We start from the raw sequence: 26,310 nt of genomic DNA on the forward strand, positions 1-26,310 counted from the left end.
ATGCTGATGGGCACGGACAATCGTGGAGTCAATCATCGCATATTCATTATCAGCATCATCTGCCAAGCGCTGAAACACTCCTTCCCAAACCCCCGTTTTTGACCATCGGCTAAAACGAGTATGAATCACTCGGAAATCTCCAAATCGCTCTGGGAGGTCTCTCCAGGCTATCCCTCCCCGATAACGGTACAGCACTGCTTCTACAAACAACCTATTATCTTTGGCTGTCACACCCACATATCCTCTTCGTCCAGGTAGTAAGTCTTTGATCTTCTCCCACTGGTCATCTCGTAGCGCATAACGTCGAGTCATTAGAACTCTATTTGGCTTATCCCAAGCATCACTGATTTTAGTTTACCTAATTGATGACACGCCCTAACAAAGAATAGAGTTGTTGTATGAAGCGATGCTTAGGTTGGGCTGCGCCAACGCGTCAAAAATCTTTGATTTCAATAATTACACGTGGAGCGATCGCTGCTAGAACACTGCTAACACTGGGTATCAATTGGAAGTAAATCAGCCAAACGTACAATAGCGATCGCGCCCCTTTTCTTTAGCCTTGTACAGTGCTTTATCGGCTGAAGCGATGAGTGTATTTGGCTTGATGTCGCAAGTAGGTATGACAGAAGCAATACCGAAACTAAGTGTGACGATATCCTTTATATCAGACTGTGCATGGGGAATGGCCTGATCGTGAATTGCTTGTTGAATCCTTTGTGCCACTTTGATCGCTCCTACTAAGTCAGTATTAGGAAGGAGTACCGAAAATTCTTCTCCTCCGTAACGCGCTACTAGATCAGCAGGACGATGAACTGTCTGTTGCACTGTTTGCGCTATTATGATTAGACAATGATCGCCTCCAAGATGACCATAGTAGTCGTTGTAAGATTTGAATTTATCAACATCCAATAAAATCAGTGACAGGCGTTGTTGTTCTTGTGCAAGGCGTTTCCATTCTGCTTGTAGTCGTCCATCAAAGCAGCGACGGTTAGCCACCTGAGTCAAACCATCTAGATTTACCAGTTGTTCTAGTTTCTGATTTGCATATTCTACTTTTTCTTTAGCAATTACTAACTCTGCTGTTCTCTCCTGTACCCGTTGTTCTAAAGTTTCTAAAGATGTTTGTAACTGAAGTGCCATGTTGTTAAATGATTTTGCCAGTTGACCTATTTCGTCTTTTGAGCTAATTTTGGCGCGGATATCTAAGTTACCTGCGGTAAATTGGAAAACTATATTCGTAAGGTAAATTATTGGTTTTGTTAGCAGTTGTCCAATGGCAAAAGCGATGATTGTCACTACTGAAGCAATAATTGCAAATAGAAACATTGCGTCACGAATTTGCTTTTCTACAGGTGCTAGGGCAACAGCAAGGGGCTGTGCGAACAACACAGACCAAGGTTTATATTTTAAACGAGCGATCGCAATCAGATTAACCTGATTACCTGTTGCTTTTAAAGATGCAATTAAATCTGACTGTTTCTGATCCAATGCTTGCTTAAGTTTTGACTCATTAGTTACCAATTCTTTGACAGGATAATTAGGCAAACGTCCTTCACGTTGCAGTTGAGTTACAACATCCAAAGGCAGAGGCACAATTGATTTAAAAAGTAGATTTGGTGCAGTGCTATGTGCCAGATAAATATTATTTTCATCTAAAAGAATAGCAAATGATTTTGCCCCGGCTCGTTCAGTTTGTCGAGTTACTAACTGTTGGACAACAGTAGCATTGTATGAAACACGCAACACACCCAATATATCACCCTTGGCATTGCGAACCGGACTGCTAAAAAAGAGGGTAACAAGGTCAGGAATTGTCGGCGATTGCTTCATGCTAGAAACAAAGGATAACTCAGTTTGCGGTGGGTTTTTAAAATAATCTTGAACTGATTCATCTTTGCCAATATTCGATGTATGTGTATCCAATACATTTTTCCCGTTTAAATCGAGCAAAGCGTATGAAAGAACATTGAGCATATCTTTGCGACTGAGACGGATTAATGTTTCTATCGCTAATTGCATTTCGGGACTGTCATCTCGCTGTTTTGGAGTGAGGCTGAGATAGCGTGCCAAACCTGGTAAAATCGCCTCTACGCGCACGGCATTGAGATTTCCATCAATAAAGGCATCTATTCTGTTAGCGGTTTCGTTAGCCGCCGCAGATAGCGCTTGTTTCGCGTTGTCAGTTAGCGCTTTTTCAGTTGTCTGTTTGTTGATAAATGCCAATAACAGCAAAGGAATCAAAGCAACAATGAGAAACGAAGCGATCAACCTTGTACGGATGCTGCCCAAAAGATTGTGCTGCATGGCTTTAAACTAGGACGGAGGGTTCAAGAAGGAAGAATTGAACAAACTTTTTAGCTCAGGAATGCGCGTCACGTTTCCAGAACGAATAAAAAAGTCTGCATATATCTTGGCAGTTTTGTAGATGGAGTTAGGGTTGCTAGATTGAAATAATTTTTTATTTTCACCTAAATCAGTTAGGTTTACTCCATCCAGAGCGATTGTATTGCTAGGAATTTTTAATGCTTTGCTGACGATCGCGTTTCCTTCCTGAACATTTTCTTTCCAGTAGCTTGCAGCTTCCAGCCATCCCCGCACAAATCCACGAATGTCTTCGGGGCGATCGCGGATTGTCTCACCACGAAAAACAATGATATCTAAAATCAAGTCAGGGGTTTGTTTGCTGGTAAATAGGATATGTCCCCCTAATTTCATAGCTTTAGAAACATGAGGTTCCCAAGTATGTCCAGCTTGAATAACATTATTTGTCAGGTGTTGAGGAATTTCTAAAGCCTCTAATTTAACTAAGTTCACATCATCGCTGGTTAAGTTAGCAGTTTTCAACATTTCAGTCACAAAAACTTCGCTAAAACCGCCTAGATTTGCACCCAGCTTTTTCCCTTTCAATTCAGCAACGGTTTTAATTTGTGATTGGGCGACTACTACATCTGCTCCTGTTGATTCATCTATAACAATCACGCCTTGTATATCTGGATTTGCGGCACTCAAGATTATAAAACTTCCCAAGGCCAATGTCATACCATCATACTTACCCGCACTGAAATTTGCTCGTTCCAATTGGGGAGATAGTTTATAAATTAGTTCTACATCTACTCTTTGGGCTTTGAAAAATCCTTTTTCTTGAGCAATGATGCCTGGATACTCCCCAATAAAAGATCCAAATATCACTTTCAAGGGAGGGCGTTTTAATTCGGTCGGTGCCCAAGCATGACAAGCAAATAGCAAACAGGCAGTAATGAAAAAAATACTAATATATCTGACTATTTTAAACATAGAATACTTGAGATTTTTTAATAATTGTCAATCAAATATTCAACTAAATCAACTATTTGTCCAAATTCAATTTTACGGGCGAGTTTTGTTAAATATTAAATTGAAGAAGTTTGTATTTTAGGATTTTTTATAATTAATTCTATAACAAAATTAGTGCTTGCTTCTAAAACAGCCTTATAGAATTGATTAATTTCTTATTGAGACATACAAATTAGATTGTAAAATATTAAGTATTTTTATTCTGTATATTCCAAATTTGAAGAATTATTTTCAGCATATATAATAAATCCCCAGATGTTTCGTTACCTTGTCGCATTAGGTTTGACTGCAATTGTCCAATACTGAAATGTTTCACCTCCAATCTGATCACTATTTTCACGGTATATTTGCCGCAAACACTCATAAAATGCTTGGGCTTCATTCTCCAATCCAAATGTCATTAAACACTTTAAGATGCGAGTTATCCGAAGATAATTGTGGTCAAATATACAGACCCATTCGCGTTTTCGATTTGGATAGTCTTCTGACTGGCTGACAAATATTTTTCCGTCATTATTCTTGTGGCGTTGCAATCCATAAAACTGAAGCATGACAGTGAAGGAGTGCAGCAAATTTCGACGTAAGTGTGGGTTGCTTTGAAATGCTTGAATTACTTCCTCATCAACAATGGGTGCATCATGATTGAATGCACTTCGCTCAGGTAAAGGGAACAACCACTGAATGTAATTGTGGACGCACTCTAATTCTTCAAAATTCCAAGTCCAAATATCTTGAATCATGCGACCTTCTGAATCTCTTTGCTCCTCCCCTAAGTAGAACGGAACAAGCATTGCAGTGAGTTGTTTTTCATGATTCATTGCAAACTACCTTCACAAATCAACAACAGTAGCTAATTTTGTAGTTTTTTACATGAATTTTTTTAAATAATTTACACTTTTGACTTAACTACTGGCTGTGATGCTTGTAAAGACTGGGGCAAACACCAGTCGGGACGCAAGCTAGCAGCGTTGCGTAAATAAATATGATGAATTGAGGCGGAGACTGGTAGATAGGCGTGGATTAAGAAGCGAATGCAGCGCTGTAAGCTGCCTTCAACGTGCATTTGCTGCACATCTAACATTGCTACATTATCCCAACCAGGACGCGCTCTGGCGATCGCAGCTGGAAAAATAGCATCCAAATCGCGTGTAACTGAGAAAGTCACACTAATCATGTCCGTCGGCTGGAATTGATTCCGGTTCTCTAGTTCATCTAGTAGTTCTGTCACTACCTCTCGCATTGCCTCAACAGTATTTTCTGAAACGGTTGTTGCCCCGCGAATAGCCCGCATTTGCCACTCCACGCCCAAATCCTCCTTAAAACATAAAAGTTAGGAATTAGGAGTTAAGAGTAAGAAATTGAGAGTTATTAACTCCTAACTCCTCACTCCTAAACGCCAGTTGCTCCACTTGGGGAAACCCCATCGCTTTGAGCGTCTCCCCTTCTCCCAAAGGGAGAGGCTAGCGCCAAGGGAGAAGACCGCACTGGCTCCTCCTAACTCATATTAAGGTCGATATAACCACAACGGTAAACCACTAGTAGACATTTCAAATTCGAGCCAATCAATACCAGCCCCAATTCCTGATGAAAACTGACGACTCCCTGGTAGAAGGCGACTCAATAAGGGTTTACGTTCTTCTAGGGTATAGCAGAGAGTTTTTTCTGGATCAAGTCCGACTAGTTCGGCTGTCCAGCGGCGGGCATCTTCTTCTGTGCCCAGGCGATCTACAACACCTAATTCCAGGGCTTGCTGTCCAGTAAAAATCCGGCCATCGGCGAAACTTTTCACAGCTTCTACTGTTAAAGAACGACCATCAGCTACTGTTTGGACGAACTGCTGATAACTTGTGTCAATCAACTCTTGCAGAATGCTTTCTTCTGGTTGAGTCAGTTGCCGATCGAAAGACAATATGTCTTTGTAAGGGCCAGACTTAATTACCTGAAAGGAAACACCAATTTTTTCTAGCAAGCGTTCCAAGTTATTCCCACGCAGAATCACACCAATACTACCCGTAATTGTTCCTGGGTTAGCTACGATGTGTTCGGCTCCCATGCCGATGTAGACGCCTCCAGAAGCCGATATATTGCCAAAGCTAGCGACGATTTTAATTTTTTCGCGCAGACGCTTCAGAGCGCTGTAGATTTCTTGGGAATCTCCGACTGTACCGCCAGGGCTATCGATCCGTAGCAGTAATGCCGGAAACTTTTTTTCTTCTACAGTTTTCAGGGCTTCTAGGACGCGTTTGCGAGTAGCACCCGCGATCGCACCAGTAATTTCAATCCGCGCAATTTGTTTTCTAAACTTGGGCTTAAACGGCCAAACCATGATCTGTCAACATACCTCGTAATAAACTTAATATAAGATGCCCAGCGGTCAGACGACCTGCTTTGCTCTGTTAAGAAACATGAGCAGGCATGGTGCTAATCAGGATTTTAAGGAAATTTTTATATTTTACAGAGAGTTTTTTTTGATATTCTCAATGGATACTAATCAATCCCTTGAATATTGCACCCAACACAAAATGCCAAAATCTAGTCTAGCGCCCAACGTGATGATTTAGCACAGATTATTTTAGCTGTTTTGGATAATTCAAAATTCTAAAAGCCTTGATATTTAACCTTTTTGGGTTTTTTAGGATTGCTTGATTACAGTAATACACCTGCGCTAGTTGTCAGTCATTAATAACTAATAACTAATTTATAATTAAGTATTTAATCGATAACTTCGGTCATCAATTTAGTTAATAAAAATCCATTCCGCAATACTAATCTTTATTTAGGTTAAGACCAGTAGTACTTTCGCTTTTGGAAATATTACTTTTTCTTCTCTTGTGCAGCCTATAGAAAACCTGAGGAAGCTATTTCCACTAGTTATGAATCTATTCGTAAAATTTGACACCGATAATAAGCGTACATATCAAACAGTGCCCCTACGAAACTACAGGTCAAGCTAATCACAAATAATCCACGCAGGGGAGTCCCGCTGCCAAAGGTGGCGAGAAAATGGATAATCTGAGTAGCGATCGCCTCAGGTAACTCTTGTAAACCAGGGAAGTGACCGATGAGGGATAGAAGGAGCAGTCCGCCACCAACTAGGAATATGGGAGCGACAAAACTAAAAATGATTGTAAGTAGTAAAGAGCGGAGAAAGTTAGTAAAAATAGTCATTTAGGACAAACTCCGTGAGTAGAGATGACAATAGCTGGATAGCAGTTTGTCAATTTCTACAATACGTGCGATCGCTCCTGACCAACCAATCTGTCAAAAATCTTAAGTTTTCATTAAAATAAACAACTACCAGTTACAGCACATGCAGGTGATATCAGAAAGAATTTTCATCTACAAAACCCTTGCAAAATAAAGGTTATAGCCTAGATTAGCACCTCCTTATTGGTTTACAGCACGTTTAATAACAGCTTCATTTTCTGAGAGCATCTTTAATCTAAGTTAATATTCAGCGTCATTGGAAGTGGGCGAGATGAGGGGCAAAGTAGCAGGGGAGAAAGGTTACAGCAAATCTTTCTCTTCTGCCCAATGCCCCATTCCTCATTCCCCATTCCCTATCCCAATGACTTCCGCTATTCTTAAGGCAGTTACCGAGTTAGCTACAGAACATTGAACCAGACTACATCCAAATCCAGTTTAGGAGAATGGAGTCAGCGACTGCTGGCAGCGATTTTTCTGGGTGGGCAAGTACTAGTTCACCTATTGAGGGGCAAAATCCATCGGCGCAACACCTTAGAACAAATGGCAGCAGTTGGGCCAGATTCCCTATTTATTGCCCTCTTGACGGCTATTTTCGTTGGTGCGGTGTTTACCATTCAAGTGGCGCGGGAATTTATCAACTTTGGCGCAGGAAACATTATCGGCGGAGTGCTTTCTGTAGCTTTGACACGAGAACTCTCTCCCGTGTTGACAGCAGTGATTTTGGCGGGGCGAGTCGGTTCTGCTTTTGCAGCCGAAATCGGTACCATGCGGGTCACAGAGCAAATCGATGCCATGTTGATGTTAAGAACAGATCCTATCGATTACCTGGTTATTCCCCGCGTCCTTGCTTGCTGTTTAATGCTACCAATTTTAACCCTCCTGTCTTTGGTAACAGGGATGTTCGGGGGATTAATAATTGCGACAAATATCTACAACCTGTCTGATACGGTATTTCTAGACTCAGCCCGTAACTTTCTTGGTATCTGGGATATTGTTAGCGCCATGATTAAGGCGTGTTGCTTTGGCATTTTAATTGCCGTAATTGGTTGCAGTTGGGGGTTAACGACAACAGGAGGAGCCAAAGGTGTAGGACAGTCAACCACAACTGCTGTTGTGACTGCCTTGCTGATTATATTTGTTAGCAACTTCTTCCTTTCTTGGTTAATGTTTCAGGGGACTGGCAATGCCTTCTTAGGCTTCTAAAACTGATGATTTAGGAGTAAAAAGCGGGGGCGGAGCGTCTCCGGTTCCGGATTATAAGTGAGGAGTTTTAACTTATAACTTATAACTCATAACTCCTGACTCCTAAAATAGGAGAGATGCCTACTAATAAAGCAGGATTTAAGACTGTGACCAGTTCATTTGCTCCTAACTCCACATCAACTGTGGAACTCAAGCCTAGTTACAATATACCTATAGTGTTGGTGATTGCCGCTATTCCACTACTGTTGGTACAACCGTGGGTAGGCTCCGTTTTCACACTGTTTGGTTTGTTTCTCATGTTTCAGGCATTAACGCTGCGTTTGCAATTTACCGCCACCGACTTAGATATTTACAGAGGCGAAAAATTGATTCGGCGCTTTCCCTACCAGGAATGGCAAAACTGGCGGATCTTCTGGAATGGAGTCCCCATACTGTTTTACTTTAAAGAAATTAAAAGTATTCACTTTTTGCCAATTTTATTTGACCCCAACACCTTGAAAAGTTGCTTGGAACAACGTTGTCCGCGTATTTAGTGCTGAGTTCCATCTGTGCTGAGTCATTTTGATCTAAACTCATAACTCAGCACTCGTAACTCAAGAATTTTATGGCAGGTCAGTTGTAATATTTCTGAAAGCTATTTATTCGCGTCATAGGAATTACACTATTGTTTATGAACCCAGAGGCATCTCAAACCCCAGAACCAATTGATGAGCGGTTGGCAGAAAAACAAGAACAGAACAATGCAGTTGAACATCCAGTCAATCCATCTGTTGAGTCAGTGGTAGAAACAGGAGCCATTAGCTCATCAGAAAACTACACAAGTATTGAGCCACTCATTTCCAATGCAGAAGTGGTAGATTCTACAGTAGAGCTAACAGAAAATTCAAATGGCGATTTTGTAGCGCAGTCGGAAGCGGAAAACGTCGCACTGGGGTCAGAAATAGGAACAGGTAATCATTCATTATATGCAGAAGCAGAGCAGCGAGTGGCAGAGTTGCAGAGCGCTGAAGCTGCTCTTAAGGAAGAAATAGCCAAGCTGCAAGCTTCTTACAAAAACCTTCAGGCACAAGTGAGTGAAACTCAAACCTCACTGGGACGACTTGTGCAAGAGTCGCTAGTGCAGTTAGAACAACGCAAACAAACCCTGCAAATTTCTGTAGAACAACTAGAACGCCGTCAAGAACGTATCCGCAACGAGATGCGAACCACTTTTGCTGGTACATCCCAAGACTTGGCAATTCGGGTGCAGGGTTTTAAAGACTATCTCACGGGTAGCTTACAGGATTTGGCCGTTGCCGCTGAACAGTTGCAACTGACGCCAACTGTGGTGGAACGAGAAAAACCATCTGTAAAAGAGGTTAAACCAGTTGAAACCCAACCTGGAATACCGCAATTTGCCCAACAGCAGTTTCAAGATACTACAAAGCAAATTCGCCGCCTAATTGACCAATACCGGAATAAACCAGATTATTACGGGCCAGCGTGGCAACTACGCCGTACTTTTGAACCAATCCACGCGGAACGAGTCTCTAACTGGTTTTTTACCCAAGGGGGACGGGGTGGTTTGCGGACAATGGGTAGCCGCTTACAGAATATTTTGATTGCCTCAGCTGCAATTTCGATATTACACAAGCTGTATGGCGATCGCGTCCGTACTTTAGTCTTAGCTAATACACCGGAGCGATTGGGTGAATGGCGGCGCGGCTTGCAAGACTGTCTGGGAATCGGCCGCCCAGATTTCGGCCCAGACCGAGGCGTGGTATTATTTGAGGCATCTGATGCTCTGGCTCAGAAAGCAGAGCGATTGACCAAAGCCAATCAATTGCCCTTAATTATCATTGACGATTCAGAGGAGCAAATCAGTCTGTCACTGCTGCAATTTCCCTTGTGGTTAGCCTTCGCTCCTGACCCCAAAACCGTGAGAAACTATGATGATGACTTTTAAATGAGTCATTGGTCATTAGTCATTGGTCATTGGTCAAGAGGTATTACTCTTGACTTTTTTAAATTTTGAATTTTGAATTGCATTATGGCTATTTGGTTAACTCTGTGCGGCGCAATTGCGGTTATAGCTTACCTACTGGGTTCTTTTCCCACTGGGTACATCGCTGTAAAGCAGTTAAAAGGTATTGATATTCGGGAAGTTGGTTCAGGTTCCACTGGAGCAACTAATGTACTAAGAACCTTGGGGAAAGGGCCAGGAGCATTCGTTTTAGTACTTGATTCTTTAAAGGGAGTATTAGCGATCGCTCTAGTTTACTGGTTATTCAATTTTGACCAGACTCAAAATTATATCCCACCAACGGTAGATGCACAACTTTGGCAACCGTGGCTAGTAACAATATCTGGGTTAGCTGCCATTCTGGGACACAGTAAATCGATTTTTTTGGGCTTTACCGGTGGGAAATCTGTTGCTATCAGCTTAGGGATTTTGTTGGCCATGAGTTGGCAGGTAGGTTTAGCAACAGTCGGTGTGTTTGCTGTCGTCGTGGCAATATCGCGGATTGTCTCTTTGAGTTCAATTGCAGGTGCGATCGCTGTTCCCATTTTCATGGTACTTTTACATCAACCGTTACCCTATATTCTGTTTGGCATTGCTGGTGGATTATATGTGATTTTGCGTCATCGCACTAATATTGAACGGCTGTTTGCTGGTACTGAGCCAAAAATTGGTCAAAATGTAGCGACGGAACCAGAACAAACGGCATAATTGACTAACTGCAAATAGATATTTTTCCCCCTCTGCTTCAGCCGGGGTTAAGCTTACGAACTAACTTTGCCTTTCATTAAACGGTGGAAAAGGCGGCAAGGCCACAAAAAAGCTCCACAAATACTTACTGAGGCGATGGCGGCCACAACTCGCCAAGTCGAACTAGTCCCACTAGCAGACTCTGAAGGATGAGCTTCTGTGCTTTTAGCTAATTCTGGCACTGAATGAGATAGCTGACTGGCTGTACTCACCCCTTCAATCGCTGCTCCAATTAGATAAGCTACTAGGGCAATTACTAGCCAGTTATTCATAATATTCAACTGTTTGAACTCTGAGCGTATACTTGACAATGAACAATCATTTGATTTATCGTGCTAATGATTGCCGCCTTGCCCGAAGGATAATCTACCTTCGGCCGTATCACGAATGAGGGGTAGTTTAGATTTTATATAAGTATTAAGCGTGCTATCTGCCTGGGCATCAAGCCCCTGCTTCGCTTTTAACTGCTGGAGGAGCAATTGTACTAAAGCAGCATCGTCAAATTGGAGCAGGGTGTTGACCTGGGTAGACTCGATTACAGCCCAAAGCTGTTGCATCATTTTGGCAGTGACCATGAGTCTGTAACCTCTTAAGCTTTTCTTTATATTTACACAGATTTGGAATTTGTGGTCAGTTTTTATCTGAAGATTTATAAAGATGTAAGCTAAAAATGCCTGAGTAAGCCAATACAGTTAAGTTATGGCGGTTTTTCAATTGATTGAAATACAACACTCCCCATTCCCTGCCTGTGGTCTATAAAGAAAGAAAATTGCTGTCAGACATTATCATCCTCTCCAACTCTCCTTCACAAGGCTACGGTGTACACACAAGTAGACCCAGAGCTAGTTTCCAGGCGAAAAAGGTGGATTTCTCTTGTTCCCATGCAGAGCATGGGAATGGGTTATTAGGGGCTGCCGCCTCAAGTCAGACATTGAGTCAGAGACTCAATGAATGCATTCCCAGTCTCCGACTGGGAACGAGTCAAGCCTTATCAAGCTAGGTTTTTAGGACTTGTGTGTATACCGTAGCCTTCACAAGAAGGGAATTAGAACAAGGCTTTTGAAAAACCACAATGCAGACATACGTCAATCAGCGCTTTTTGTGGAATCAACCTTCAGTCGTTTTTACTATTGAGTACTTTGACTATAGCAATCCTAAATCATTCGTGAGAGACAAAATCGCTGTCATGCTTATAAATCCGTAATTTTTCTTACCGTATTTTCTCAAGTTTCAATTCGGATTGCTATAGAAGTTTATTTTGAACGTATTACACAAGACGCTTCTTGTCCAGAAGGATCGGGAAAAATTGCTAAAGTGTGATATCCGGGGTTATCTGTTCCATATATCACTCGGAAAGTATACAACTTGTTCTTACCTTGCCCTTCTGTAACAACTGTTAAAAGTGTATTGCTAGTGTTAGGAAGTCCAGGAATATTCAGTTTTTGAATTCGTCTGAGTTGAATTACATTGGCTGCTGAGTTTTTGCAATCTCCTGTACTAGTATTAGGTTTTGGGCCAAACTGCATACATACTGGCCCATCAAAATCCATAGTTACTTGTGATGGATCGTTTAACCAAACTTTTTTAATTACTTCTCCAGCCTGAATAAAGCTTAAGTTTGTTCCTTGCTGATAGGAAACATTGATCGTAGGTATTAGCCCCCCTAAGCCTTGCGCTTGGCAGGAAAACATGGAACGCAGAACGGCGTTATTAGCTACAGCGCGACCTGCCAAAAACAACATAGCAACCGAGAAAACAAAGGAAGCTATCGGTAGGAAATAATAATTATCTGGGGTATTTCCTGACAAGTTAGTATTCTTTTTCATGGTTGCAAATGGGGAGATTGGTAGAGAAAACAAGGGGAGATGCAAAAAATGGCGAGAAAACTAGTTACCAATTACCATTACTCAATCAAAAATCCAAAATTGGTGTAAATACTATCTCCTAAAACTGCATTGCTTGATTAACGTATATTTCAATATTTGTGCCTGCTGGCAAAAACCAAACATTAGTTTGTTGTGACATTTGGGCGATCGCCTGTTGATTACGTTGGGCAATTTGGGGTACTACAGAGTTCAAACCACCTTCCACAATCCCGGCTGCAAGGTTGCGTCTGTTCTTGGTGACAGTAGTAAGAGTTGTGCTGCTACTGGTATTGCCGTCAACGGTAGTTTGTGAAGTAAGTGGTTGGAGTTCAGTATCACTACGATTTATTAACTCTGCGGCTTTACTAATACCTCCCAAAACAAATAGTCCTGCATCCATTGATGCTATTGACGAACTTTGACCAGGAAATCTATTTGCTATTAAAGGTTTACCTTGGGAAGCGCGAACAAGAATTGTATTGTTGGGTAAGCTTCGTTCTGTAAGGTTGCCATCATTTTGCGAGATAACTTTAACTACGCTCATCTGCAAAAGACCTTGTTCGGAAAGTGAACGAATTTCAGTGAGAAATTCGGTGTTCGCAGGTACAGCGATCTCACCATCCGTAGATTTTAGCGGTTCTTTCAACCGGATAACAAATATGTTTTTCTCTTCGTCTCCTTCGCCATTCTTTCCTCTAGAAGTTTCCCCAAATATCGCTGTTGCCAACACAGCTTTGGCACTAGTTCCTACTGCTACGGATTTCTCTCCCTGCTGTTGCACTTGATTGACCGCAGGGGCAGGAGTTTCAGGTTGCGGGGTTTGTTCAGGATTGGGGTTTGGTGTTTGTTCAGGATTGGGGTTTGGTGTTTGTTGTTGCACCTGGGTATCGCTTGGAGGTGGATAACTACCTGCCACGGTATTAGCTTTATCATCGACATTGACTTGACCGTAGCTACCTAGCTTTGCTAACCTTGCCCACTCTTCAAGTGGACTTGGTGGAGGTGGTGGAGTTGTACTGACTACGGGTTGAGTGTCTGGCTTCACAACTGGTAGCTGGGCTATTGGCAAAGGTTGAGAAGCAGGAACTTTAACGATGCGCTCAACTGTAACTGTTCGAGGCACGTAAGCTGTTGGTGGGGGTGTTGTTGGTATCACTCTCTGTCTACCTCTAGAAGAAACTGACGGTTCTGGTTGTACGGCTACTGTCGGTGTTGATTTTGCAATTCTGAGCTTTTGTTGGGCGGCTTTCACCAACTCTGCTTGTTCTGTTAGGGCTAATTTCGTTTTTAGAGTATCTATTTCACCTTCTAGCTGTTGAGAGCTAGATTGATTAATTGGCTGCGATCGCACTTGCTCAGAAACAATATTTTTTGGCTTTTGACTGCTGGTGTTCATCAACTGAGACAAAAACACACCACCAACCAAAACTATGGCTAAGGTAGCAGCCCCTACCAAGCCTAATTTTGCAAAGGGGTTAGATGATAGGGGTTGCTTAGTCTGAACTTCTTGTGGAAGAGATAGCGACTCCTGCGGTGTTGCAGAGTCTTCTGATGCTTGGGTATCGGTAGAAGAAGATTCTTCTTCAAAGCCGACCAACCTTGCCATCCGCGATTCCCAATCAAAAGATTCTACATCTTGTTGGCGATCGTCGGTAGTTAGAGTCAATAGATTTTGTGGAGGAGTTTCTGTGGGAATTGAATATCGAGTCATGGTAGACCTTGGTTTGGATTTCCAGAACAATTTTTATCTTGGATTTCACAGACATTATAAATTTCTAACCTGGCTTCACCAAGGCGGTAAGCTGCGAAGTGCGATGGGAGTGCTGCATTTGGTAGTGAAGTTGCTGGTTCATCTATTGTTCTAACTAAAATTTGTTTATTAAACGAAATTGATTTTCCCAACTTATCATAACCGCTAAAAACTAATTGATTGGCAAGCATCTCCACTTTCCACTTTCCGTCGCCTACTTTTGTAGGTTGTGAAACTTTTTGTATGACTAATACATTTTCAGTTCCTCTATTAACATTTTCAAATTGACTATCTGGATTTAAGTTAATCAGTTGTGACTTAAGTTTTGGCTGAAAATCCTCAGCTACCAGTTGGGAACTAATTTCCCAGACTGTTGTTGGCGGTTGCTGCGGTGACCATGTAAGCATTAAGCTCATACTTTCACCAACAAAGCGCCGAATAGTTTCTGGTTGTCGCTCTAAATTTTGCTGGGGGTCTACGGTTATAACACGACCATCAACAAGTTGGACTAAACTTTGAGGTGTGAGTTGCCGACCTAACTGTTGTAGCATAGACCCATGAAATATCAATAACAGTAAGGTAAACACATTTAAACCAAATGTTCCTACTGCCAACAGTGGTAAGGGGTTATTTTTCTTATTTTCTGGTTTAAGTAACTGCATTAATATTTTATTAATTATATAGATTGAACTAACATCAAATGAATTAGAAATCGTTTATCTTATAAAGTTATCAGATGTTCTACTTCCGCATTCTTTTAATTTATCTTCGTTCAGATTGTTGTAGTCATCTAGCAAACATAGATTACGAATTTCATAAATTTCTAATTTGTCAGCACGGATACTATAAATTGCTTTTTGCAGGGTAGTACCATTGCCTGCTTGTGAATTAGCAAAATAATCTGTTGCACGAACAAGTAAATCTTTATTAAAAGGAGTTATGAGTTCTGCACCACCAACTCGGTTTTTTTGAATTAAGTCAGCTACCATACCCACTCGCCACTTACCTGGGGCAATTTGTTTTGGTGGATAAACCCGCTTAATAACTAATTGTGATGTCATAACTTGATTGGCATTTTCAGAGAAAACTTCTGGCGGTGTCATTTCTGCAACTGTGCTTAAGAAACCTTTGCGAAAGTCTTCTGATAAGGCAAAACTAGCTATCCAACTGCTGGTACTAATTTTTTGGCTACTACCTTGAGGTGTTCTAATAAGAATTCCTAAATCTGATTTGGGATTTGCAACTTCTTCAATAGTTTGTGCTGGCAAGGTTCCAGACCAACTAAACATTGATATCATCGTTTTGCTGATGAATCGGCGAATTGCTTCCGGTTCTCTTTCTAAATCATCAATATCAGCTACTGGTTTACCATCTATTAATTGTACAAAGTTGGGAGGTTTTCTCAGACTGAGTTGGCGAATATTTATCCCTTGGAATATGAATAAAAGTAAAACTAAGATATGTAAACTAAAGGTAGCGATCGCAAAAATTGTCAAAACACTTCCTGTTCTTTGTCTTTTTTCTAGTAAACGCACCATTTACTCATCTCCTCCTGCAAAAAATTTCAGCTATTATATATGATGATTTGCATATACTCAGCAGTCAGGAAACTAGCCAATACTAGATTCTTCTTAGGGAATTTTGAATTACTTATATCCTTTCCTTTACTAAAGAAGCCGTATTGCTGATAGCACTGAAGACTGCAAAACCGCCAGCAGCAGCCACAAGTAAGGATAAAATTGGTGCTAAAATTCCCAGAAAAATTATAAACCACATTAAGTCTGGATCAACATTAGCATCTTGACCTGGCCCATTTACAATAACTGCGGCAGTCAGTACAGCAATAATATTGAATGAAATCTTGGCGATTCCAATAGATAAAAATCCGGTCAGCCATGCAAAAATTGGTTTACCAGCTACAGGTAGTAAAGATCCACCTACAGCTATTGGCCCTAAAGCTGCTATCAGCAACATAGTAGCTTCTATCAAATTCTGGAAGGCATATTGTAAGGAAACTAAAAAGTTTTTGATGCTCGTTTGGACTGTAGAACCTAACAAAGAATTAAATGAGGTTTCTGATACAACGCCAGTGCCATATCTGATACTATCTACCTTCGTTTGTAGTCTAATTATCCAGCTTTTATTTCCGTATGTATCTCTATATTTCTGCCAGAGAGTGTTAACTTTTTCGGCAGCTTTGGCAAAACATTGATTTTGTTGTTCACCAGTAAGTGATTGACAAGGGCGCAGCAAAGAACCAGCTACTTCTTCAGCAACACTCATATTCAGTGCTTGCTGGTACATTTTATCTGCATCTGCTGATACCACTACTTGCTGATTTACACTGTTTAAAAAATTCCGCATTCCCAATGTCAGGTTAGAAAGTATACTTCCATTACCTGAATTACTTAACAGGATCACCACTAGGAAAGGCCAAATTAAAGCTGATATGGGACGGGTATATTCGTAGGATATTAAGTCTTTGAGGAATTGTACCATAAAAAATAACAGGGTACCTACCGCAAAAAAAATACCCAGATTTGTCAGCGCTCCATACAAGTTATCACTGGTGTTGTTTTGTAATAAATCCAGCCATTGTTTGTCCCAACCTTCAGCAATACTTTGGGAAGTTGCAGTGCCATTATCGAGAATCTCATCAATGCCTACTTGAATGCCTACTTGGGCAAAAATTAGTTGAATAGCAAGTTGCATTTTGCGTTTTTGAATATTTTTTAGATTTTTTTGCTTTCACTAAGGGACAAAATTGTTCAACTTCAGGTGAAAGTCAGTAAGCGAAAAAGCTTTCTCTCGTTCCAAGCCTCTGGCTAATCATAAAATCTTATTTATCAACTTTTCTCCCAAACAAATCTAGTTGAGAAGTAGCGCGTAAAAGTCCCGCAGCTTCTGTAGATGTTTCTACTCTCCGAGCGCGATTCGCCTCTTCTGCCTGTTGAGAAATGTTTGCCAAGTTTAAGTTGGAATATTGCAAAGACTGCTCTAATTGCGTAGACTTTGCATATGATTCTCCAACAATTTTTATCTGCTCTTTTTGGATTTTCAGTGATTCTTGGTTGGTAATTAACAATGGTGCTAAACCCTGAGAAAGTACTGTTGCTACAGTGTCAACAATACCATTTTTATCCTTAACACCACCTAGAACACTTTGCCTAAATTTCTCAATTTCGTTCATTAATTCATTGTCCTGATTTACATCTGTAACACTCTCAAGAGCTTGTTGAATATTTTCTAGCTTTACTTTTGTCCGAACTTGTCCATTCTCACCAAGTACGCCTTCCGCTGCTCCACGGGTGATTACACGATTGAGTTCATTACTAACTAAATTTCCATGCACAGCGGAATTATTTTCAAAGCGGTCTGATTTAGAATAGAGAATCAAATTATCACGAACCTTTTGTCCAGCATCAACAGGGTTAGGTATATTCAATTCTCCCCTAGAATTACTTAGAGCATTTTGACTTTGTACTTCCACAGGCTTTAAGTTGTCGCTCAAATTATATTGAAGGTAGTTTTGTAAATCTGTGGAATATGATTGAAAATCAGTCCAAACTTGGCCTAATCCCGTCTGAACTTGTGCCATTGCTGGTAGGATTGCCAGGGATAGCAGCGTAAAAGTAAAAATGGTTGTTTTTCTCATACATCTGTGCCTGAAAAAGGTAGACTAAATTGAGTATTGAGTCGTAAATTTAGCTTTTTAACTATGATTTATAACTTTCTTTTTAACCCATTGTTAACTGCTTACAATACACGATTAACTTCCACGTAAAGTAGCCACTAACTGACGTGCAAATGCAGAAATTGCTTCATATTTATCGCTGTGAAGTTGCATCATTTTGCTACGTGCAGTTTGTTCATAGGGGTTATTCGCAACTGCTGCCAATTGTTCATAACCTGGATAGTAACGGCAGAATGTATAAATACCGTTATCATCTAATAGCCATTGGCTATAAACACTTTCTTTCCGGGGAAAAAAGCTTTCTGAGGCATTACGAGCAATAATGTTGCGGGGATACTTTAAGATATCTGCAAAACTATCCACTGCAACTGGCTGAATGCGTCCAATCAACCGTGTTGTCAGGTTTTGCAAAATTTTAGATGCAGCTTTAGATTTGGCAATAGTATCAGGATCTTGCCCTGATAAGATGACTCTGATGCCGGCTTTAGCACCGTTCGCACAAATTCTCCCAACTAAGTCAGAAATTTGCTCGAATTCAAATAGAATTGGTGCTTCGTCAATGAAGAATATAGAAGCTGGACTACTTAATGCGCGTCGTAGTGCTGCTGAATAGGCACTCAAAGATAGTACGGCTGCATCTTCACTATCTGATAGGTTTCTGAGAGCAAAAACTAAAAGTTGTGCATCGGTAGGAAAGCTGGATGGTGCAGAAATAGCTTGTCCCACACGGCTAGAAAGCCAAAACCGCAACCGGAGTTGAATTTGACTGAGAGCGTCTTCTACTCTGCCAGTTAAAGTACTTAGCTGCAAGTGTTCTGGGGAACAAAAATAGAGAAAATCTTTTAAAGTAGGGGTTTTTTGCCAAGCCTGGGTACCAAATCCTCCCGCCATCGCCTGTCGATATCGCTCTTGTATGCCCTCATCAGCAAAGAAGGCTTCTAATGCTAAGTTGAGCAGCGATCGCACGGTTTGCGATAAAATTTGACTTTCAGTCGATGATCCTAAAACCATTGTCATCAATGCTGATTCTAGGAAGGCGGTATAGTCGTTAAAGCGATCGCGCTGTTGTTCTGGATCTAGCGATCGTAAATCTGGCTGTTCAAATAAGTTATTCGATTGTTTGGAGATATCGAAATACGCTCCATTCCCCTCCATAAACTCTGTATAGTCTGTGAATGTAGATGTACCATCAGGTTTAGGGAAATCTAACGCCACTACAGGAATACCATGCGCCAACGCCTGAGTCAAAATCCCTGATACCAAAACCGATTTACCAGCACGAGTTGTGGCAAACAAAGCTAAATTTTTGTGTTGATTAAACAAATCTAAATGTATGGGTGTTCCACCTTCTTCAGCAATCAACTCAAAGCCTTGTTTATCACCACGTTTAGTTAAGACTAAAGGCATCAATCCGGGAACTTCACTTGTTAAATATAGCTGGCGACGGTTAAAGGGTGTTGCCAACAAACCTTCCCAAACTATCGGTAGAGTTTGCAGCCAAATTTTCCACGCATACTCAGTTTCCCTAATTACCCTTGCTGGACGTTGAAAACAGTTTTCAATATATCTTGTTGCTTCATCTAATCTCTCGACAGTTGGACGATGTACCAAAATAGCGATACTCGTATAAATCGGGACTGCACCTTCAAATAATTGTTCTTGTGCTGCTACCGATTTCTTCAACTTTAATTGAGCATTGACATCAATAGTTTTGCTTTTTTCTTGAGCCATGATTGTCGTCATGTTTGACTGTTTCAGCACTCGTTGCAAAGTAGTTTTCACCAATGCTGGATTTGCCGCAGTCAACTCACAAAAAATTTCTGTATCTACTACTGTTTCTCTAGCCAACAATTCCCATAAATAGCGCAGTTGAGCAGATTTATTTGGCCAACCCCCGGGTTTTTCGAGAAATGACAGTGCGCCAATATAACGATTGTTAACATTAACCCAGCGGCGATCGGCACAAGGTACGCTAGACTCCATCAGCAAAGTTGTGCCGTGGATATTGTCTATCAGCAATTTACTACTAGCTAAATCTGAATTAACTTGCTCGTGCAGTCCTTGTTCATCTAAAGTCATTAACTGGGGAATCTCTATTGGCTGTGTATCATTAAACCTTTTCCAGATGTCCTCCCAGAGTTCATCAGCTGTCAAAGGCTTTACATCCAATCCCATTTGGTTAGATAAAATTTGTTCCCAGCGCAGGAAACCCTGTTTGTAAGCATTTGTAATCAGGGTTTCGATGCGTTGGTTTTCTACTTCTGAGAGTTCACCTTTAAATTTCAACCACCATGATTCAGCTTTGACTAAAAGCTTCTCTATCCAATCATCTGCATTTGCGGAGTTAGATTCAACGGTGTAAGTGACATAAATCCGCAAGAATTTTGGCTTTCGAACACCAGAAATAGTCAGTTCTTTGATTCTAGCTCTCTCTGCCATCAACAAATATTTGATATCTCGTGATGGCGCATTCTTGATTAGCGATGCTAATTCTTTTTGGCGCTCTTTGTCGGAACTAAAAGATCCCAAATGCAGCGTCATTCTTTCACCGCTAGGGATGTCTTTCAATCCAGCTTCAATGTTATTAAAGAGTGTATCGATTTGTTCGGGTCTTAAAGTGGTATGAATTCCCTTACAGTCAAAACCAAAAACAAAGCAGAACCGATCTTTTTGAGTGCCTTTTGCTAAAAGGTAAGCACCAATATCACGTCCATTCATTGCTACACGTAGCATTGTCGCCAAGTGTAAGGCATCTTCAAATGGCGTTAATCTACTTTCATTTCCGGCGACGCCGACGCTTTGTTTTCCGATTTTTTGCTTCATGGTTAACTTCCAGTAAGCTTTGATAACGAGCAAAGCCTCTTGTCCAAGCGGGAACACCAATAAATTTACTTAAAAAACTCCAACTCCTACCACCAGTTAATATCCACCAAGTTCCTATTCCCCAACCAGTCATTAGTACTGTCCACAGCCATTTTTGAAACTCTTCTTCAAAAAGACCCCCAAAAATTCCATTGATAATAAAGTAGGAGGCTAAGGCAATTACTGTCCAAGGAAGAATTTGATCGGCCGGAATTGGGCCTAGTGAGGGTTGGCTTCCCAGAACTTGGTTGACTGGACGAAATTCTTGTTCCCGCTCTTGAGACATTTGAAATTTCTGAATTATTTACTGCTATCGCCAATTACAAAGCGTGTGAGTACATCAGCAATGGTAACAGCAACAACCACTAATAAGGGTGTTCTGGCAATGCTTTGCCAATCTTCATCTTTACGCACTGCGTTAATCACACCAACCAAAGAAATTGCAATATAGAGTAAGTAAATTGCCCGCAACACATTAAATATCAAACTTACTGCTGTGTCGCTACCACCAGCATTTGTTGACGAGCCATCTTGTAAGGTTTTTTTGAAAAACTTTTCAGCTTCCCCAAAAAACTGTGCTTGTGCAGGGGCTGCAAAACAGTCTAACCAATATAAACTCAGAATGATGGCTGCTGCTAAAATTTGTAATAATATTAGCGATCGCCTTGGTAAATTCACCTGCTGCCCAATTTGCTGGGTGATGACTGTAATTAAACTACCAACTAGTAAACAAAAAAGCAGGATAGGACTTTTTAGGCTGATAACGCTTACAAGTACAGCACAAGCAATTAAAAAGGGTATAGATTCAACCAGAATCATCAAGCTGGATTTCAGCCCCAGTCTTAACTTATGAGATCCTTTGACTGTGCTACCAGTTAAAGCTTTGAAAAAGTTTCTCCCATGAGAACTTTGTCTAGACATTTGCTAATTTTCCTATGATGTACTTGAGTGTTGGTTGTCTAAAAATTTACAATGTTTAAATCAATTTAACATGATTTAACATTTATTTTTAACCAAATTTCTGAACTTGCAGTAAAGTCTTACATTATATACAACTATTATTAAGTTAAATAAATATTAATATTTATTTAAAAGCAAGTATGCGTCATTTGAGAAGCTAGGTTGTGAGCCTCAAACCAGAACTCGCTCCCACAGTCCTCCTCAAGTTTTGCCCTGCTAGTGATTTAGCCTCACTTAGAGGTTAGGGAATGCAGTAAAAACGGGAGATAATGTTTGGGAGCATATTAAAGTGTGAGTTTTATATTTAACCTTCAGAAGACCATGTAAGTAATGCCTAGCAAGGTTAGCAGCATTATTCATACAGAATTTGTACAGAAATTTGCGCCAAGATAGTTATATCTCATACTGACATATCTTAAGTTATATGAACACTACTACATAATGCTATCAAAGTAAGTATTTATTCTCTTCTTTTACCTACAATTGGTAAAAATTAAAACTAGTTAACAAGCGTATTTAGTTGTCTAAAAGTCGGAATTCAATACAACCTTGCTGTTGTTGCTGGTCTAATATCCCTAATATCTATGGGTCAGAATAGTTAAAAAAGTTCACCCGTCAACTATGTTATAATTAGATAGTTGAGAAATATTTTCGGTCATGTAACTGACTATTATAGACACCTCTCCGAATCTAAATCTCTACACCCTTTGATTCTGGGGGTGTTTTATGTCAGTTTATATTGCCAATCTATCCTTTAGAGATGAGAGTCTTCAGCATTGCAAAAATTGAAATTTTTAGTTAGCCAAACTGTATTGGAATATTTAGTGTAAAACTGATACATCTAACTGTCCCAAGATGTGCTATTGGAACGGACAAGTTTAGTGTGTCACAAGCCCAGATAATATACGGTTACTACTTGAACTTATGCCAACGGATATAATTACCCGTCCTGAGTCACTTACAGAAGATTGCTTCTTTACTTATGCCCTTGGGACTGATTTGCACGATACTAATTCGACAGCCCAATATTTACGCAGAATCAGGAAAGAAGATAAACCCTATATCGACATAGCTGTTTCTCCCAGACCTGGCTATCGGTTTGAGGTTTGCCTGATCCCAGTTGAAGGGTTCGCTAAAGAAACAATATTGACAAAAGATGGCTTCGCCAAAGCTTTAGCGATTATTTGTGCTGTATCTAATAAAGCTAGGAAACGATTCCCCTCAGGAAACGGACAAGAGATTGTCCGGTGTCAATTTAGCAACTTAGCTGATGCAGTCGCTGTAGCAAACAGATTGTCTGCATTACCCTCTAATATGTATGAAACTCTCGCCAAGCTACCAAATGCCTTGTAATATTGCGTCCGCTTGAATATTTATTATTTAGGACTGACACAAAGAGATTTTAATGGTAAGTAACTAGACGGACTTGAGATTAAAAACTCAATGCTTCATACTTCATCTGTTGAAAAAAGTCTTGTATAACAAGACTTTTAACCCTTTTTGCACAGTGATCCATAATTCAAAGTGAGTTTTTTTTATGCCTACAAGTCCTTTACGTGAAGAACCTCGTAACCAGCGAGCGCCTGTAATTCGTACAAGTAATGAATTTATTCTTTTAGAATGGTTAAAGTCAACTGGTCGTCTGATAGAGCGGGAACATCAAGAATCTGAGTATCTAAATGAAGTAGAAGAGATTTCAGAAATGATAGACCTTGACGATATCCCTTACGATCATGACGATGACGATTCTGACATGGATATAGAAGCCTAGTAGCGTAATTCGTAATTACTTACCTGAAGGGTTTCATTGATTTGGAATCTGTACTTCATTTACGCTGAAAGGCTAAGAATCCCGACTTTTTAGATAAGTCGGGATTCTTAGTATTAAAATGTGAGTGTGTTTAATTGTTGGACTTGAGTAATAGATAAAATAATTGTCCATTGCTGACTGTGACACCAGCGCGATCGCCTGCTAATTTCCCAGTACCTAAAAAATAATCTACCCTACCTGCACCTTTAATTGCGCCTCCAGCATCTTGGTCAAGAACATAGCGACTAACGATGCGCTCCTCCATTTTTCCGGTAGGATTAGCAAAGGGAATGGAAGCTCGAATGAACGCTAAAGCACCAGGAGGCATGAGAGATTTATCTGTAGCGATCGAACGCTCTGCTGTTAATGGTACGTTGATAGAACCTTGGGCTGGTTCACCGTGGTTTTCTTGAAAAAAAACAAAACTGCGATCGCGCGGAATATAAATATTTAATTCTTGGGGATGCTTTTGAAAATAGTCGAGAATAATTGGCATAGTCATCCTTTCTAGCGGTAATTTGCCATCATTCGTTAATTCTCGCCCAATGCTTTTGTAGTTATAAGCGATATTACCCGCATAGCCGATTGTTGTCTGAGTCCCATCGGGAAGCTGAAGCCTCGCTGAACCTTGAATTTGAGCTAAATATGGTTCGAGGCGATCGCGAAACCAAAACAACTCTAATCCTCGTAATTTCCCTTTTGCGCCTTGTAAACCATCTGCTCCTTCTAATTCTTCGCGTGTAGGATGAGGCTTACTCCAGGAGTTTAAATCAGGAGGTAATCGATAAACAGGATAACGATATTCTGCTGTGGCAACACGACTGGCTGCGTAAAGCGGTTCATAATAGGCGGTGAATAAAACAGAACCTTTGGTATCGTTACCAACTGACTGGTAAAGAACAAATTCCCGCTCGATGGCTTGATGTAATTCTGTTGCAGAATTAGTTTTTAATAAAAGTTCGCGGAATCTTTTCAAGCTTTTGATGACGCGATCGCGCGTAATCCCAGCCACCTGATAGTTTTGATAAGTAGCCGCAGCATTAGCCGTTTGCAGGTATTGGAGACTGCGAGCGATCGCACTCACCAGCGCCTTTTTGTCTGGTATTTCTCCATATAGAACCTCATCTAAACAAGAAGCATCATCCTGACAACAAGTAACTGGTAGCCTCTGAATCAATGGTGTTTTTTGTTTTTGTGTAAATGCATCTTGATTTTCAGCAGTCAAGGAAACTGGTATATTCCACTTTTTTACGCGACATTCTGGCGGACTAAGTTCCTGATGCGTCAAAGATTGCATCCGCACCAGCAAAATCGACAAAACCACAGGTAAGCTGATAGCGATAACTTTATTAAACTTTGCTAACCTAGCAAGTGTCTTATTCATCAAAATTTAAAATCTTTGATATTATCCCATTTCCCTCAAATTCAAAAAACAAAAATAATTTAATTTCTCAAAACAACAATTTTTACTACTACCCAGCCCCCAATCCTTATTCATTCATATTACGATAAGTGGCAACTGCTGAAGGTGATATTCGGTTCAAATATCGAAATATCCAGTATTTGAAAATGGTATCTAAAATCACTGGAAATGTAGCAATAAATAAGAAGATAAAATCTCGATTTGCTGGTAATCCCCAATGGCGAGATACTCCTTCTAGGAGAACTTCCCAACCATGAGGAGAGTGGAAACCTACAAATATATCGGTAAACAAAATGATGATAAATGCTTTGGCACTATCACTAAGTCCATAGACAATATGATCAAAGAAATCTTTAATTACAGCAATAGAAGTCTTGCTAACGACTAAAAGCCATATAAAAGCAGCGACTGAAAAAATATCTGCAAAAACATTTTTGATGGCATTAGAACTTTCGTGACGAAATTCTTCAGCCAGTTCAATGGCTCTCTTTTTCATTTCAATTTCCATCCGCTCAGGCAAGAGTGGAGGGGCATTTCTAAGAAGATTTTCAAACTTGAGCTTTTCTTCAAATCTTTGTAATTCTACAAGGGCTTCTTCTTCCATTTCTGAATTGAGGAATATCTGCATTTGCTGATTGTCTCTAAAGTTCTCAACAAGCGGTCCTACTACGAAAGCTTTTGCTATCTGATGCGTTAGTAATGGTACGATAATTAATAGTAAAATAAATCTGATAGATATTATTGTTCTTCTTTGAGCTTGACGAAAACTATGAATTACCTCTTGTTCAGAATTAGGGTCTAATTCAACTTGCAAACGATTGATAGTACTTAAAATAGAGCGGGGTAAAACGCCCATCGTATCAGCTTTACGTTTTAGTTTTGGTTTTTGATCCGAGTCTTGGATTGGTATTTTTGGTGGTACTGTTGGAGTATTTACAAGCAGCGACTTCTCATCAGATATCGCAGAGTTAACTGGCGGATTTTGAGGTTTTACTACTAAAGCTTTAGAAGTTATTTGATCAGGAATTGTTGTGTATTTGGATATAACTTGATCGATAAAGTTTAGCTTTTCCAAAACCAAAGAAGGACTGGGATGCTCTATACCTGCTTTCTGAGCAGCTTTTTGATTCTCTTCATTTAGAAACCAACGGCTTGCTCTAAACTCTGTCAGCCGCATTTTGGCAGTTTTTAATAGCTTATTTAGGTCTGACTCAAAATAATCCATCACGCTGTTACTGTATATGGCTGAGTCAATGTCTATTTTATTACCATTGAAATGCTTATTTTCTATTTCCTTAATTTTTAATGCTGCATCGTAAGCTTGATGTAAAGAACGTTCAGGAGTCTGTAAGTACCATCGGTAAGTATCAAGTAAGAAAGAATAGATTTTTTGGCTAAAAACAGAGTTTTTCATTGGAGACAATCATCCAGCATTATTTGGTGATTCTTAACCT

General features: G+C 40.3%; 27 protein-coding genes. 7 read left to right on the plus strand and 20 right to left on the minus strand.

Annotated elements, in window-relative coordinates; all coding sequences use genetic code 11:
• From F8R90_RS24235 to F8R90_RS24265, 7 genes are all read right to left on the minus strand, one after another.
• The coding region (locus tag F8R90_RS24235) for an IS5 family transposase (RefSeq protein ID WP_196508892.1) at positions 1 to 312 on the minus strand (312 nt) is incomplete at its 3' end.
• Positions 313 to 516: 204 nt separating this feature from the next.
• Positions 517 to 2,304, minus strand: coding sequence for a diguanylate cyclase domain-containing protein (locus F8R90_RS24240; RefSeq protein ID WP_196512815.1), 1,788 nt, complete (start codon positions 2,302 to 2,304; stop codon positions 517 to 519).
• Positions 2,305 to 2,313: 9 nt separating this feature from the next.
• Positions 2,314 to 3,294, minus strand: coding sequence for an ABC transporter substrate-binding protein (locus F8R90_RS24245; protein ID WP_196512816.1), 981 nt, complete (start codon positions 3,292 to 3,294; stop codon positions 2,314 to 2,316).
• Positions 3,295 to 3,596: 302 nt separating this feature from the next.
• The gene (locus F8R90_RS24250) at positions 3,597 to 4,151 is read right to left on the minus strand and encodes an opioid growth factor receptor-related protein (RefSeq protein WP_230966775.1); all 555 of its coding nucleotides are present in this window, start codon (positions 4,149 to 4,151) and stop codon (positions 3,597 to 3,599) included.
• Between the two features lie 71 nt (positions 4,152 to 4,222).
• The gene (gene aroH / locus F8R90_RS24255; protein ID WP_196512817.1) at positions 4,223 to 4,636 is read right to left on the minus strand and encodes a chorismate mutase; all 414 of its coding nucleotides are present in this window, start codon (positions 4,634 to 4,636) and stop codon (positions 4,223 to 4,225) included.
• A 201-nt stretch (positions 4,637 to 4,837) separates the two neighbouring features.
• The gene (gene sppA / locus F8R90_RS24260; RefSeq protein WP_196512818.1) at positions 4,838 to 5,659 is read right to left on the minus strand and encodes a signal peptide peptidase SppA; all 822 of its coding nucleotides are present in this window, start codon (positions 5,657 to 5,659) and stop codon (positions 4,838 to 4,840) included.
• Between the two features lie 545 nt (positions 5,660 to 6,204).
• Positions 6,205 to 6,501: a hypothetical protein gene (locus F8R90_RS24265; RefSeq protein ID WP_190890891.1), complete on the minus strand. Its 297-nt coding sequence runs from the start codon at positions 6,499 to 6,501 to the stop codon at positions 6,205 to 6,207.
• 447 nt (positions 6,502 to 6,948) lie between these two features.
• Between F8R90_RS24265 and F8R90_RS24270 the strand changes: the two genes are divergently transcribed.
• The 4 genes from F8R90_RS24270 (at position 6,949) to plsY (ending at position 10,453) form a co-directional block, all read left to right on the plus strand.
• On the plus strand, positions 6,949 to 7,743 hold the full coding sequence (locus F8R90_RS24270) for an MlaE family lipid ABC transporter permease subunit (RefSeq protein ID WP_190890893.1): 795 nt from the start codon (positions 6,949 to 6,951) through the stop codon (positions 7,741 to 7,743).
• A 116-nt stretch (positions 7,744 to 7,859) separates the two neighbouring features.
• Entirely contained in the window at positions 7,860 to 8,276 is a 417-nt protein-coding gene (locus tag F8R90_RS24275) for a DUF3119 family protein (protein ID WP_190890895.1), read from the plus strand.
• Between the two features lie 137 nt (positions 8,277 to 8,413).
• Positions 8,414 to 9,688 (plus strand): DUF3086 domain-containing protein, encoded by a 1,275-nt coding sequence (locus tag F8R90_RS24280; RefSeq protein ID WP_196512819.1) that lies wholly within the window; start codon positions 8,414 to 8,416, stop codon positions 9,686 to 9,688.
• An 84-nt stretch (positions 9,689 to 9,772) separates the two neighbouring features.
• Positions 9,773 to 10,453 carry a glycerol-3-phosphate 1-O-acyltransferase PlsY gene (plsY, locus tag F8R90_RS24285; RefSeq protein WP_196512820.1) on the plus strand — a complete coding sequence of 227 codons (681 nt, stop codon included), beginning with the start codon at positions 9,773 to 9,775 and terminating at the stop codon, positions 10,451 to 10,453.
• 53 nt (positions 10,454 to 10,506) lie between these two features.
• Here plsY and F8R90_RS24290 read toward each other — a convergent pair whose 3' ends face one another.
• The gene (locus F8R90_RS24290) at positions 10,507 to 10,764 is read right to left on the minus strand and encodes a hypothetical protein (protein WP_196512821.1); all 258 of its coding nucleotides are present in this window, start codon (positions 10,762 to 10,764) and stop codon (positions 10,507 to 10,509) included.
• 63 nt (positions 10,765 to 10,827) lie between these two features.
• On the minus strand, positions 10,828 to 11,067 hold the full coding sequence (locus F8R90_RS24295; protein WP_196512822.1) for a hypothetical protein: 240 nt from the start codon (positions 11,065 to 11,067) through the stop codon (positions 10,828 to 10,830).
• A 194-nt stretch (positions 11,068 to 11,261) separates the two neighbouring features.
• Here F8R90_RS24295 and F8R90_RS24300 point away from each other — a divergent pair, with 194 nt between their 5' ends.
• Positions 11,262 to 11,492, plus strand: a complete 231-nt coding sequence (locus F8R90_RS24300) for a hypothetical protein (protein ID WP_196512823.1) — start codon at positions 11,262 to 11,264, stop codon at positions 11,490 to 11,492.
• Positions 11,493 to 11,745: 253 nt separating this feature from the next.
• Here the strand turns inward: F8R90_RS24300 and F8R90_RS24305 are convergent, their stop codons facing one another.
• From F8R90_RS24305 to F8R90_RS24345, 9 genes are all read right to left on the minus strand, one after another.
• Positions 11,746 to 12,318 (minus strand): hypothetical protein, encoded by a 573-nt coding sequence (locus F8R90_RS24305; protein WP_190890905.1) that lies wholly within the window; start codon positions 12,316 to 12,318, stop codon positions 11,746 to 11,748.
• Positions 12,319 to 12,436: 118 nt separating this feature from the next.
• Positions 12,437 to 14,068, minus strand: coding sequence for a TrbI/VirB10 family protein (locus F8R90_RS24310; protein WP_196512824.1), 1,632 nt, complete (start codon positions 14,066 to 14,068; stop codon positions 12,437 to 12,439).
• A complete protein-coding gene (locus tag F8R90_RS24315) occupies positions 14,065 to 14,769 on the minus strand; it encodes a hypothetical protein (RefSeq protein WP_196512825.1) in 705 nt (234 codons plus the stop codon). Before F8R90_RS24315 ends, F8R90_RS24310 begins: the two co-directional genes overlap by 4 nt.
• A gap of 54 nt (positions 14,770 to 14,823) precedes the next feature.
• The gene (locus tag F8R90_RS24320) at positions 14,824 to 15,645 is read right to left on the minus strand and encodes a hypothetical protein (protein WP_196512826.1); all 822 of its coding nucleotides are present in this window, start codon (positions 15,643 to 15,645) and stop codon (positions 14,824 to 14,826) included.
• 112 nt (positions 15,646 to 15,757) lie between these two features.
• The gene (locus tag F8R90_RS24325) at positions 15,758 to 16,819 is read right to left on the minus strand and encodes a hypothetical protein (RefSeq protein ID WP_196512827.1); all 1,062 of its coding nucleotides are present in this window, start codon (positions 16,817 to 16,819) and stop codon (positions 15,758 to 15,760) included.
• A gap of 127 nt (positions 16,820 to 16,946) precedes the next feature.
• A complete protein-coding gene (locus F8R90_RS24330; RefSeq protein ID WP_190890915.1) occupies positions 16,947 to 17,762 on the minus strand; it encodes a hypothetical protein in 816 nt (271 codons plus the stop codon).
• A gap of 114 nt (positions 17,763 to 17,876) precedes the next feature.
• Positions 17,877 to 20,624 carry a hypothetical protein gene (locus tag F8R90_RS24335; RefSeq protein ID WP_196512828.1) on the minus strand — a complete coding sequence of 916 codons (2,748 nt, stop codon included), beginning with the start codon at positions 20,622 to 20,624 and terminating at the stop codon, positions 17,877 to 17,879.
• Entirely contained in the window at positions 20,578 to 20,949 is a 372-nt protein-coding gene (locus F8R90_RS24340) for a hypothetical protein (RefSeq protein ID WP_190890919.1), read from the minus strand. Before F8R90_RS24340 ends, F8R90_RS24335 begins: the two co-directional genes overlap by 47 nt.
• A 14-nt stretch (positions 20,950 to 20,963) precedes the next feature.
• Positions 20,964 to 21,584, minus strand: a complete 621-nt coding sequence (locus F8R90_RS24345; RefSeq protein WP_190890921.1) for a hypothetical protein — start codon at positions 21,582 to 21,584, stop codon at positions 20,964 to 20,966.
• A 963-nt stretch (positions 21,585 to 22,547) separates the two neighbouring features.
• Between F8R90_RS24345 and F8R90_RS24350 the strand changes: the two genes are divergently transcribed.
• Together F8R90_RS24350 and F8R90_RS24355 are read left to right on the plus strand one after the other, a co-directional pair.
• Complete coding sequence (locus tag F8R90_RS24350; RefSeq protein WP_190890924.1) at positions 22,548 to 22,976, plus strand: hypothetical protein; 429 nt, start codon at positions 22,548 to 22,550, stop codon at positions 22,974 to 22,976.
• Between the two features lie 184 nt (positions 22,977 to 23,160).
• The gene (locus F8R90_RS24355) at positions 23,161 to 23,394 is read left to right on the plus strand and encodes a DUF3134 domain-containing protein (protein ID WP_190890926.1); all 234 of its coding nucleotides are present in this window, start codon (positions 23,161 to 23,163) and stop codon (positions 23,392 to 23,394) included.
• Between the two features lie 130 nt (positions 23,395 to 23,524).
• On the opposite strand, the gene mltA is transcribed toward F8R90_RS24355, so the two are convergent.
• Both mltA and F8R90_RS24365 read right to left on the minus strand, forming a co-directional pair.
• Entirely contained in the window at positions 23,525 to 24,817 is a 1,293-nt protein-coding gene (gene mltA, locus F8R90_RS24360) for a murein transglycosylase A (protein WP_196512829.1), read from the minus strand.
• A gap of 106 nt (positions 24,818 to 24,923) precedes the next feature.
• Positions 24,924 to 26,270, minus strand: a complete 1,347-nt coding sequence (locus F8R90_RS24365; protein ID WP_442946758.1) for a proton extrusion protein PcxA — start codon at positions 26,268 to 26,270, stop codon at positions 24,924 to 24,926.
• Between the last annotated feature and the right edge of the window lie 40 nt (positions 26,271 to 26,310).

Origin of the sequence: Nostoc sp. NZL, from assembly GCF_015714705.1 — a bacterium.
GTDB lineage: Bacteria > Cyanobacteriota > Cyanobacteriia > Cyanobacteriales > Nostocaceae > Nostoc > Nostoc foliaceum_A.